This window comes from Carnobacterium inhibens subsp. inhibens DSM 13024 (assembly GCF_000746825.1).
In the GTDB taxonomy this organism is placed as follows: domain Bacteria; phylum Bacillota; class Bacilli; order Lactobacillales; family Carnobacteriaceae; genus Carnobacterium_B; species Carnobacterium_B inhibens.
The window spans coordinates 981,044-992,892 of the sequence record NZ_JQIV01000006.1; the positions used below are offsets into that span (position 1 = coordinate 981,044).

The following is an 11,849-nucleotide window of genomic DNA, read 5'->3' on the forward strand; positions in this document are numbered from 1 at the left end:
CAAGTTTCTTTTTTCACTTTCCAAGAATTGAATCTAAACTTAGCTTTATTAAAAAATACCTGCTTTTTTATTAGAACTTGCACGTTTTTACTTCTCATATTAGAATTGACAAGTTAAGATAAAAATTATCTAAGATGATTTTTTTGGAGGGAATAAGGATGAATAAAAAAGGAGTAACATCTGGTTTAGTATTTTTTAGTTTAGTGGCTCTATTGAGTGCTTGTGGATCAAAAAAAGAAACAGCTAACGAATCAAAAGACGTTCAAGAAGATGTACTTGCTTCAGAGCAAGTCATGCACCTTACGGTCGAAAGTGAATTAGCTACAACTGACAGTGTCTTAGTAGCTGAAAATATTACATTTGCGGGTGTAAATCAATTTATCGAAGGACTTTATCGCTTAGGGGAAAACAATGATCCAATTCCTGCTTTAGCTAAAAGTGAAGATATTTCTGATGATGGGTTAACGTACACATTTCATTTAAGAGAAGATGCTTTGTGGTCTAACGGAGATCCAGTCACAGCTCATGACTTTGTATTTTCGTGGCGTAGAAATGTAGATCCAACTTCTGGAGCAGCCTATTCTTATTTATTTGAAGATATCAAAAATGCTTCTGAAATCATCGCTGGTGAACGGCCACTTGAAGAACTGGGAGTTAAGGCTTTGGATGATACAACACTTGAAGTCACACTTGAAACACCTATTGCTTACTTCCCTTCTCTTATGTCATTTGTTTCATTCTTTCCGCAAAATGAAGCTTTTGTTTTAGAAGCAGGAGATCAATATGGTACAAGCAGTGAAACGACTCTTTCAAATGGGCCTTTTCTTTTAACCGATTGGGATAATGGGTTGGATGAAAATTGGAGCTACGAGAAGAATCCTACTTACTGGGATGCTGAAAATGTTGATTTAACAAAAATTTCAAACCAAGTTATAAAAGAAGTTGCTACCGGAGTAAACTTATATGAAAAAGGCGATGTAGACAATGCCTTATTATCTGGTGAATATGCTAAACAATATCAAGAAGATCCCAGCTATACCGTTGAATATTTTTCTAGAACCAATTATTTAGAAGTTAATCAAACTGATAATCCTTATTTAAAAAATGAATCATTAAGAAAAGCTCTTGCATTGGCTATCAATCGTGAAGAATTGACTTCTAGTATTTTAAACAACGGCTCTTTACCTATCACTGGATTGGTTCCAGATCATTTTGTTCAACATCCTGAAACTGGTGTAGAATTTGCTGAAGAAGCTGGTGATTTTTATACCTATAACTTAACTGAAGCTCAACGCTTAGTTGAAGAAGCTAAACAAGAGTTAGGTGTAGACACGATTGAACTTGAGTTGCTTGGAGATGACGATGAAACAAGTAAACGTGTCATGGAATATTTACAAGGAGAATTGCAAAATAATTTAGATGGCGTAAAAATCAAGCTGTTAAATGTTCCTTTCAGTGCAAGATTAGCTAAAGCAGCAGCAGGGGATTTTGATTTGATCTCTTCTGGTTGGAGCGGCTATGTATCCGATCCAATGATCATGTTAGATGTTCTATACAGTACGTCATCTTATAATAACGGAGGATACGCTAATGACAAAGTTGATCAATTGATCAATGACGCTAAAGAAATCCACGCTAACGATCCTCTTTTGAGATGGGACGATATGTTAGAAGCTCATCAAATCGCTTTAGAAGATGCAGCGCTTATTCCAATCTACCAAAAAGGTGAAGCCATGTTACGCAATCCCAAAATTAAAGGAATCGGAATCAACTCTGTTGGCGCTCGGTACACTTATAAAGATGCTTATATCGTAGAATAATTGTGAGGATAACACATCATAACCAATAAAAAGAGTCCAACAGCATAAAAATGGCTGTTGGACTCTTTTTATTTTGGCAAATGATCCATAAAATTCTGATAAGCAAACCCTTCAACTTCTTCAGTAGTAAATATTTCAAGAAGCGACTGAATTAGGTTTTGGGTTTCTCCCGCATGCGCTAATTGTTTGATATGGGTACTTATCCCATCGAAGTCTGAGCCAAATCCAATATTTCGCATTGCTCCTAATTCAACTAATCGTTCAATATGAGGAATTAAATCGGCTATCGTTACTTCTTTGTATTTGCCTTCTTCAAGAGTAAAGGTTGGATTAAAAATAACATGGATCATAGCGTCATGTTCGATCATCGCTTTGATTTGATCGTCGTTTAAATTCCGTACATGACTGCAGAGCGACAAAACATTCGAATGCGTTGCAATAGGGTAACTAGCAGATTTCATCACATCCCAAAAACCCTTCACACTTAAATGCGAAACATCTGTAAAAACTTTTCGTTCGTTCAATCGTTTGACGATTTCGAAACCAAATACCGTTAATCCAGCGCCTCTTGGTTCTTCGACGCCATCAGCAGCAAGATTGGCTGGATTCCACGTCAATCCTACAGACAAAACGCCCGCATCTAGCAATTCATCTAACTTACTTAGATCATTTCCAATAGCTGACACACCTTCTAAGGTCAAAAATGAGCCAATTTCATTATCTTTCAGCTCTTGGATTTCTTCCCATTTCCAGATTTGTTTTATCTCAGGATTTTTTCCTAAAATATCTTTTTGGTAATAATCAATTTGTTCTAAAACAGCTGCATATTGTTTATCTGAAGGAAGGTCCGGCTCAATAAAAATGGCAAATGCTTGTACTTTAACTTCTCCTTCTTTTAAGCGTTTCAAATTAACATCTAATTCATCTGAATCCTTAAAGTCTAACGTACCTTTGCTATTTTGCATCTTATATAGTACATCACAATGCATATCAATACTCTTCACTTTTTCTCCTACTTTCTGCTTCTACGCCCTTAATCCCTATTTTCTCATCATACTTTAATCACCCTAGAAGTGCAATACTAAAAAAGGTTCTGATTCAGTACAATTAACTGAATCAGAACCTTTTATTTAACTTTATTCTTTGATTAAAGGCGGTTCTTCCACAAAGTATAGTGCTATTCCTCCAATAATGAAAAGAATAATCAAAGCGAAAACCCCATTTAATGAATTCCCTGTTATTTGAGAAGTAATCCCTACTAAAAGCGGGCCAATAACTGCTGCAAATTTGCCGAAGATATTGTAGAAACCAAAAAACTCATTTGCATTTTCCTTAGGAATCAACTGCCCAAATAGCGAACGACTAAGTGATTGAACTCCTCCTTGAGCTGTTCCTACTAAAACGGCTAATACAATAAACGTCAGTAATGAATCTAAACTTAAAGCGAAAATACAAATAAAGGTATAGGTCGCTATCCCAACGTAAATCATTTTTTTATTACCAAATTGACCAGCTAGTATTCCATACAAAATAGAGAAAGGAAAAGCCACTAATTGAGTAATCATCATGACAATAATCAAATCATTTGTTGAAAGTCCGACATCTGAACCAATAGAGGTTGCCATTTTGAAGATGGTTCCTACCCCATCAATATAGAAGAAATACGCGATTAAAAATAAGAATACATTACGATGTTGACGAACATTTTTAATGGTTTTCCATAGTCTTAAAAAACTGTTTTTAATGACATGAGGCTGCTTTTCGATGTATGTTTTCTGTTTTACATTTTTCCAATAAGGAATAGTGAAGACAAACCACCATAGAGCTGTGGCAACAAACCCACCTTTAATAAGAGCAATTTGCGAAATAGGCAAAATACCTGTTAATTGGAAGATAATAAAAATAACAAACGGAATGGAACTGCCAATATAACCCCATCCGTAACCAGCACTTGATATACGATCCATTCGGTTTGGCGTTGTGGAGTCTACTAATGAGGCATCATAAAAAATATTTGCCGCACTAAATCCAATCGATGAGAATGCATAAAGGATCAATAACAACTGCCAATTTTCATCTGAAATGAATGCAAAACTAATTGTCGCAATAATTCCCAATCCTGTCGCTAAAGTGAACATCGGATTCCGATATCCTTTATAATCAGCTATAGCTCCTAATATAGGCGCCAACATTGAAACGACCAATGTCCCAATTGAATTGGCGTACCCCAGATAAGCCGTTGAATTAGCCGCACTAACATCAGCACCTGTAGCTACAGCTTTAAAAAACAAAGGAAAAACAGCTGTGGTAATCATGATAGAATAAGCTGAGTTAGCCCAATCTTGTAAAATCCAACTTTTTTCAATTTTTGTATAGTTAAATTTCCTTTTTTCTTTTCCCATTATTCGCTCACTTCTTTCACTCAATTAAATAATCCTTTTAAAACCTCTCCATCAACAGATTGTGGGAATGTTAATCCCATTGCGTGTAAAAAGGTCGGTCCTTCGTCAATCAATCGTGCTGATGGGATGCGTGCGTTTGAATTGATTCCTGGACCTGAAATGAATAATGTCGTTTCGTAGTTCTCTTTTTGAGGACTATATCCATGTGTTCCTTTGTGAAAAGTCGTTTCTTCATTATCCTTAATCTCTTCTAAGAAAGGACCATCGCTGTCATTGATAAAGTAATACCCTTTTTTTGCTTCAACTAAAAAGCTGCAATTATCATCGGCTCCTAAATGACCAGCTTCTTCTTGAGTATAGATTGTTTCAATTTGTTCAGGATATTGTGCCAAACTATGTTTCACTTCTGCTAAATCTACTCCAGGTTTTGTATAGATGTAACAAGACCCATCTGCTCCTTTAGCTAAAACATCCCACTCTTTGATCATTCCATCTTTAGTTTCTTTTAACCACCCTTTTGTTTTAAACAATTGATTCAATCTGACTACTGTATGGGTATCTAATTGATAGTGGTCTCCGAATAGTGCCAATACGGTTTCTTCAAAGATACCTTGTTCTTTCATTGCTGTAACGATTTGGCTCAAATGCTCATCCATCCGTCTAATAGCCGCTTTAGATTCTTGCGTATCCACTCCGTAATGGTGTCTTGTACTGTCTAAATCGACTAGGTGAATTGCCATTAAATCAGGATTTTTAGTCTTAATCGTATCAACAATTCCAGCTGTCAAAAAATGATCCAGTTCGGGTTGATTGATTCCATTACGCATTTTGCCAAATTTCCGATCCAGATCAAAGATAAACTTTGGTGAAGAAGACCATAATGAGATAAGAGTTTGTGATTGCCAAGGTTGATTAGCAAATATCTCAGTAAGGTTATAGTTAATTGCTTTGCTTCGACCTGTCACTGGCCATAAAAAAGAAGCCGTTTTATATCCAGCTTTGTGAGCAACATCAAAAAGTGTTGGTACTTTAATATCTTTAGCATACCAATGCCAATCTGGTGACTGACGTTTTGGTTGTGTATATGTATTATTCGTAATACCATGTTTATTTGGGTATACCCCTGTTACGATCGAAGTATGCGCCATATACGTTAGGGATGGGTAAACGGTTTCTACTTTCTCTACTAGTGCACTTCGGTTCAATAGATAGTTAAACGTTGGCAATGTGCGTGCATACTCTAAATCTTTTGTTCCAAAGGCATCTAAAGAAATCATATATAAGCGTTGTTTCATCATGTATTCTTCCTCCTTATCCCTTCTGTTATCTCATATACTTACTTTTGAGAAAGGATACTACTGATATTTTTTGTGTAACATATTCTTTATCATTTTTAATTTTGTACAAAAAAAAAGTACTGATAAAATCAGTACTTTTTCCGACAGTATTCATTTGCATAAATAGGTCCCTTGAATTCCACAAAACAGAGGGGTCCAAACACCTGCATCTTGCAGTTGTACATAAGTACGGTTGTGCCCTGTCTAAAGTTCCAATCACTTGTCGCCGCAGCGAAATGACCGAAGTCACCTGATTGGAGGTCAACTCATCGCATGAATATACTTTACCATGAGTAATCATTAAACACAAGTCTTTTTCTATTATTTATATTTAATCGCACTACCAGTACCTTCATTCACTTTTATTTGACACGATTAAGTTCGAACTTTTTCACTGTACTCCTTAATTTAAATGCCTTCTTTTCACTTTCCATGCGTATCATTGGTACTAACAAATGAGCTGTTCTATAATGAAGTTGACTCATTAGAATAGTTGATCTCATTACTAGGCAAAGCTTGAATGTTAAGGAGGTCTTTTTATGAAAGAAGAAGTTATTGTAGACTATTTAAAGCGTCATGGTTTGGAAGCAAAGAGCGGAAAGACTATTTTGGTTGAAAGAAAAACGCGCAAACGAAAATGGTATGCTGCTTTGCTAGGAAAAAATGAAACAGAAAAAATCTTTCTCAATTTTGCAGAAAGAGAGTTCGTTATTCTCCCAATCGCTCAAGATGCTATGACCCTTATTGAAGGCGACTATGCTCAGGTTCCCTTGATCGAAGTTAAATCTATTTATTTTAAAAAACAACCTAGCTTCTATTCTCTAATGATTCAATACAACAACGCTACTGAAACCGATGATCGGATAAAAAAATACAAAGTCCCTAAAGAAGTCCCTGATTCCCCTTGGCATGCAAAGAATCTTGAAAATTTAATTGACCGTTTTGGTTTAACAGAACCCAAATAAACAGTCTAAAAAAAGAGGCTAGGACTTTTGTCCTAGTCTCTTTTTCGTTTTCTGGTCGTTCTTCTTAACTACTTTATGTCTTTATTTATTTTTTAATTTTGGATGACTTCGATTTTATAACCATCTGGATCCGTAACGAAAAAATAATTAGCCGCATTATTAGGAAGCTCTTTTAGATCTGTCACTTCATAACCACTAGCTTTATATTCTTCTTGAGTTGCTCCTAGATCATCGACTCCCATTGCAATATGTCCGTAACCATTTCCAAGTGTATAAGGTTCTTCTTGGTCATAGTTATAGGTTAATTCTAGTTCATAATCGTCTCCCTCTAAAGCAAGATAGACTAATGTGAATTTAAGTTCTGGAAAATCTAATCGTCGAGCCTCTTTAAACCCTAATACTTTAGTATAAAAGTCCATTGATTTTTCTAAATCTTTCACACGAATACAAGTGTGCAACATTTTTTTAGCCATATATATTTCATCCTTTCATTACCCTAATTTGTACTTCTTTATCTTAATACAATTTCAGTAAGAGTTCAAACCATAAGTTATTCATGTAATTCTAACGGTAAATCATCTGGATCTCTAAAAAAAGTGAATCGCCCGCCTGTGTATTCATCTACTCGTACTGGCTCTGTTTCGATTCCTTTTTGGTTTAACTCTTGAATCGTTTCATCAAAATTGTCTACATAAAAACATAAGTGCCTTAAACCAACCGCTTCTGGTTGTGTTGGTCGTTTTGATGGTTCAGGAAAAGAAAACAATTCAATTTCACTATCTCCTAATTTTAAATCTAACTTATAAGAATCTCTTTCTGAACGATAATTTTCGCGTATAATTTCAAAGCCTAATACTTCCGCATAAAATTGTTTGGATTTTTGATAGTCAGATGCAATAATAGCTACGTGATGAATTTTTTTAATGTTCATAAAGTAATTCCTCCAACTCTTTTTAGATATCTCGAATCATTTCAATACTAGTAAAGTCTGGATTTTCATTATCAATGATATCTTGAAGATAAGTGAATCCCAACGCTTTGTAAAATGCATAATTCTCTTTATTCGATTTAAAGAAACTGACCAATTGAGTACTGTTTCCTAACAATTGCTGCATTTGAGTCAAATGATTGACCAAACGTGTACCAATTCCTTTTCTTATATAGCTGTCATCGACATACAACACAAAAACTTTCCCTACTTTTGAGTCTACAATTCCTCCACCAATTACTCCAATAATTTTTTTATCTAATCGAGCAACGATCCAACCGCTCCATTTAGCCGATACTTCTTCAATTTCACTAAGGATTCTTTGAGGATTGTAATATTCTTCAACCTTTTCTTGTACTTTTTGCTGATCTTTTACAGCCGCAGCCGTGCAAGCATACCCTTGTGTACAAATAGCCACAATTTCATCCACATCTTCAGGTGTAGCCATTTCAATTCGAACCTCTTCAACAGTTGACTGCTCTTCAATCTCTTCATGTTTCATACTTTTGCTCCTCTATTCAAATTCCCAATAAAGCATCTAGCTATTTTACCCTTTTTCAGCTATATTTTCTTGGCTTATTTAAACTAGCATTAAATCATTGGTTTGTCACGAGCTTACTGCTTTAAATCAAAAACATTTTTTTGCTGCTTTAGGATCATTTACGGTATACTTCTTATAGTCTATTTTTATAAGGAGGGATACAAGTCAATTGTCTATTAGCAGTATTATTTTGCAACAATTAGGTAGCATGTTCGTCCTGATCTTTTTTGGGTATATCCTTGTAAAAAGAAATGTTTTAAATCCATCTGGCACTAAACAAATTGCTAATATGTTAGCAAACTTTATCACTCCTGTACTTCTATTTATGTCGTTTCAGCAACCCTATCAATCTACTCAATTCAAGTGGTTTTTAGCGACTGTTGGAATTGCGATTTTATTGATGGCTGCACGTATCATAGTTAATTACTTTTTCTTACGTAACGCTTCTCGAACCGACCGTTATGCAACAACATTTACCAATGCAGGATTTATTGGGATTCCATTAGTCCAAGCTGTTCTTGGTTTCGAAGGAGTTTTCTTTGTATCTGCTTATAGTACAGTGACGAATATTTTACAACGGACTTATGGCATTTACATCATTTCCGGTGATAAATCGTTGATTACTCCAAGAAATTCCTTTTTGAACCCAGCCTCTTTAGGCTCACTGGTTGGATTGATTTTTTATTTGCTACAAATCGAACTGCCCACTATTATGAGCGACTCGCTCTATACTATTTCTGATTTAAATACACCTTTAGCTATGATTTTATTAGGCAGTTATGTAGCAGAATCAAAATTAGCAGATGTTTTTACTCATCGACGAGCTTATTGGACCACCTTTTTAGCTTTAATCTTATCTCCGCTTATCAGTATCGCTATATTATGGCTTTTGCCTTTAGATAACTACTTAGTCTTTTTTGTATTAGCGATTGCGACTTCTGCACCTATCGCTGTCAATACAGCTTTGTTCTCACAGCTTTATGGTGGAGATTATGAATACGGCGCTCGCTTAGTCGTCTTATCAACGTTACTTTCACTTATCAGTATGCCGTTAGTTTTAAGTATTGCTGAATTTGCTTTCTCAATGAATTAACGAACCAACTTAAAAAAGAAGTAACACTTGAGTGGAAATGCTCTCAAACGTTACTTCTTTTTACTATGTACTGTACGTATGCGGCCGAGAAGATTCGAACTTCCACGGGAGAACCTCCCACTAGCCCCTCAAGCTAACGCGTCTACCATTCCGCCACGGCCGCTTATTCATAACAAAGATTATTATAGCAACGTTTTTGAAGATTGTAAAGATGATCCATTATCTATTCTCAAAAGAATCGCACTAATAACTATCCTGTCTAGACGGATGACTAGATAATTAAAAAGTAACTTTGTACCTTTTTTGCAAGAAATTCTTTTTTACTCTTTCTAAGTCAAATTTTTCTATTAATAAACTTTTATAGTTTTGATTACTCACTCAAAATATGTCCATCTACCTTTTCCTTTAGATTGGTAATAGTGATGAAGTATGTTCCAAATTCTCTTAGCAGACAGCTTATTGCCACACCATTTGCAGATCACAGATGTGGTTATTTTTTGATCTGGAAATAACCTCTTATACTCTTCAGCATGACGAATAACGATCCCCGATATTAGTTCCTCGTGACCGCAACATTTACAAGTACAGGTCCAACTTCTAGTGAAATCATCCATAAATACGCCACATTGAGAACATGTTATTCCCCTTTTTAATTTTTCACTTTCATAATTTGGGATATCAGTGAAAATTGAACTCTCCATATGTAATGACTTCAACTCTTCAGCAATACGCCGATGATTTTTGGTCAGCCGAGCTGAGATACCGTTAATTCTTGCAAAATGTTCATTTAACAAAGTTGGAAGCAACAACTCTTCTTGAGGCGGAGCTTGATATAAGGTGAACTGTTGGTTTACAAACACAACAAAAGCATTAACTGAAACATTAAATCCCAATTGCTCCACCAATTGACGAAGCAAAGTCTGACTACGATTTATTTGGATCAACGGACTCATAACTTCTCTCTTAGTCAACAATTTATATAGTTTTTCCGCTTCATAAAAATATTTGCCTTCATAATTTTTCACTTCATATATGCAAATACCATTTGCTGTAATTAGTAAAGAGTCGATTTGAACTACTGTTCCATTTATTTTCAATAGCAAATCATTCAATACAAGACAATCGCATTCAAGCATTTCCGTCCTTCGATCTAAGATTTGTTCTCCTTCCAAACCTTTTACCAAATAAGCATAACGATTGCGCTCATCTTTCGACAGATTCGAGCGATTCATTAAAGATTCCATTATTAATAAACTAGACGATTTTTCTCTTTCTTTATATGCCATTACCTGCACTCCTCGCTTTTGCAAATCTTCTCTATAACTTAGAGTACGTAGAAACAAGGAGGTTCTGCTTATTTTTATCCACCATAAGGAATTTTAAGATAGAGAACTTTTCGACCTCGAAAATTTTCCGATTAAAAACCATCTACTTAAGAATTAATACTAACTTTTGAGGCTATTAAAAGGTAACAGTCCTCTACTTCAGATTCTTAATTAATTTTTGAGAAACTTTCTACTCTATAACCCTTCTATTCGACATTCTTAGCACATTTGGTCGCACAATTCTTCTCTATACCTGCTTTACTTCAGATTCTTAACCATTTTTTGAGAAGCTTTCTACTCTATAACCCTTCTATTCGACATTCTTAGCACATTTAGTCGCTTAATTCTTCTCTATACCTGCTCTACTTCAGATTCTTAACTATTTTTTGAGAAGCTTTCTACTCTATACCCCTTCTATCCGACATTCTTAGCACATTTGGTCGCTCATTTCTTCTCTATACACGCTCTACTTCAGATTCTTAACCATTTTTTGAGAAGCTTTCTACTCTATACCCCTTCTATCCGACATTCTTAACACATTTGGTCGCTCAATTCTTCTCTATACACGCTCTACTTCAGATTCTTAAGTACTTTTAAGGAATCTTTCTCCTCTATAACCCTTCTATCTGACATTTTCAATACATTTGGTCGCTCATTTCTTCTCTATACACGCTCTACTTCAGATTCTTAACCATTTTCCAGAACAAAATCTCCTCTAAAAATCATTATGCGAAAAACCCATCAATTTCTGGAACTTTTGTCGAATTGTTAGCTCATTTAAAAACATCTTTTTTTAACTCCGTTACCTTTCTATTGCTTTATGCTTTATGGTATGATTAAAGATACCTACTATCCCTTTTAAGAACGTTATAAAGGTTTGAAGAAATTAAACTTAATAAATTCATTTTATAATTAGCTTCTTTGATTTATTGACAGAATTAGGTAGACAGATTTAAAAAACGAGTTGTAGAAAGGTGATAAATTTGACTTTTAAAGAGTTCGAAGAATATCTAGATGCTAATTTAGGAAGCAAAAGAATCTTTTTTGAAAAAGCTATGGATGACCAAATACGAAGAAACGCCAGAAGACAACCTGCAAAAAGGTGGAATGAAGCAAAATTAGAACGTGCTGTCGACCGTATGTGGACAGATATGGCTAGAAGTATTTATGACAAATTCAAAATCACGATCAAAGCTAAATCTTCTGACCCTTATCAAGAATGGGTCGAATTTTTTGAAAAGAATGATGCCATTGAAAACTTAGATGAAATGATGACAGATTTAGAATTCGAATAAAAGTACAGCCCTCTTACACTGCTGTTTTTTTATTCTATAAAAAAAGACGTACACTAAAGGATTCCTTTAATGTACGTCTTTTT

The 11,849-nt window shown here is 35.0% G+C and carries 11 protein-coding genes and 1 tRNA gene; 4 read left to right on the forward strand and 8 right to left on the reverse strand.

All coding sequences use genetic code 11. From position 1 onward, the window contains the following. Positions 1 to 158: 158 nt before the first annotated feature. Positions 159 to 1,820 carry a peptide ABC transporter substrate-binding protein gene (locus BR65_RS05810; RefSeq protein ID WP_051932671.1) on the forward strand — a complete coding sequence of 554 codons (1,662 nt, stop codon included), beginning with the start codon at positions 159 to 161 and terminating at the stop codon, positions 1,818 to 1,820. 68 nt (positions 1,821 to 1,888) lie between these two features. Here BR65_RS05810 and BR65_RS05815 read toward each other — a convergent pair whose 3' ends face one another. The 3 genes from BR65_RS05815 to BR65_RS05825 form a co-directional block, all read right to left on the reverse strand. Continuing rightward, complete coding sequence (locus BR65_RS05815; RefSeq protein WP_023178746.1) at positions 1,889 to 2,824, reverse strand: dipeptidase; 936 nt, start codon at positions 2,822 to 2,824, stop codon at positions 1,889 to 1,891. Between the two features lie 132 nt (positions 2,825 to 2,956). Then, positions 2,957 to 4,222 carry an MFS transporter gene (locus BR65_RS05820; protein WP_034537263.1) on the reverse strand — a complete coding sequence of 422 codons (1,266 nt, stop codon included), beginning with the start codon at positions 4,220 to 4,222 and terminating at the stop codon, positions 2,957 to 2,959. A gap of 20 nt (positions 4,223 to 4,242) precedes the next feature. After that, positions 4,243 to 5,520 (reverse strand): alkaline phosphatase family protein, encoded by a 1,278-nt coding sequence (locus BR65_RS05825; RefSeq protein ID WP_034537265.1) that lies wholly within the window; start codon positions 5,518 to 5,520, stop codon positions 4,243 to 4,245. 578 nt (positions 5,521 to 6,098) lie between these two features. Here BR65_RS05825 and BR65_RS05830 point away from each other — a divergent pair. Beyond that, positions 6,099 to 6,524 (forward strand): hypothetical protein, encoded by a 426-nt coding sequence (locus BR65_RS05830; RefSeq protein WP_023178752.1) that lies wholly within the window; start codon positions 6,099 to 6,101, stop codon positions 6,522 to 6,524. Between the two features lie 92 nt (positions 6,525 to 6,616). On the opposite strand, the gene gloA is transcribed toward BR65_RS05830, so the two are convergent. The 3 genes from gloA to BR65_RS05845 all read right to left on the reverse strand — a co-directional run bounded on the left by gloA (position 6,617) and on the right by BR65_RS05845 (position 8,014). Next, positions 6,617 to 6,997 (reverse strand): lactoylglutathione lyase, encoded by a 381-nt coding sequence (gene gloA, locus BR65_RS05835; protein ID WP_023178754.1) that lies wholly within the window; start codon positions 6,995 to 6,997, stop codon positions 6,617 to 6,619. A gap of 77 nt (positions 6,998 to 7,074) precedes the next feature. Beyond that, positions 7,075 to 7,455 carry an SMU1112c/YaeR family gloxylase I-like metalloprotein gene (gene gloA2, locus BR65_RS05840; RefSeq protein WP_023178756.1) on the reverse strand — a complete coding sequence of 127 codons (381 nt, stop codon included), beginning with the start codon at positions 7,453 to 7,455 and terminating at the stop codon, positions 7,075 to 7,077. A gap of 22 nt (positions 7,456 to 7,477) precedes the next feature. Continuing rightward, on the reverse strand, positions 7,478 to 8,014 hold the full coding sequence (locus BR65_RS05845) for a GNAT family N-acetyltransferase (RefSeq protein ID WP_023178757.1): 537 nt from the start codon (positions 8,012 to 8,014) through the stop codon (positions 7,478 to 7,480). A gap of 208 nt (positions 8,015 to 8,222) precedes the next feature. Between BR65_RS05845 and BR65_RS05850 the strand changes: the two genes are divergently transcribed. After that, positions 8,223 to 9,146 (forward strand): AEC family transporter, encoded by a 924-nt coding sequence (locus tag BR65_RS05850; protein WP_023178759.1) that lies wholly within the window; start codon positions 8,223 to 8,225, stop codon positions 9,144 to 9,146. Positions 9,147 to 9,225: 79 nt separating this feature from the next. On the opposite strand, the gene BR65_RS05855 is transcribed toward BR65_RS05850, so the two are convergent. Then, a tRNA-Leu gene (locus BR65_RS05855) sits at positions 9,226 to 9,309 on the reverse strand. A 211-nt stretch (positions 9,310 to 9,520) separates the two neighbouring features. Further along, complete coding sequence (locus BR65_RS05860; RefSeq protein ID WP_034537267.1) at positions 9,521 to 10,432, reverse strand: nuclease-related domain-containing protein; 912 nt, start codon at positions 10,430 to 10,432, stop codon at positions 9,521 to 9,523. A gap of 1,013 nt (positions 10,433 to 11,445) precedes the next feature. On the opposite strand from BR65_RS05860, the gene BR65_RS05865 reads away from it, so the two are divergent. Then, positions 11,446 to 11,766 carry a hypothetical protein gene (locus tag BR65_RS05865; RefSeq protein ID WP_236620716.1) on the forward strand — a complete coding sequence of 107 codons (321 nt, stop codon included), beginning with the start codon at positions 11,446 to 11,448 and terminating at the stop codon, positions 11,764 to 11,766. Positions 11,767 to 11,849: the final 83 nt, after the last annotated feature.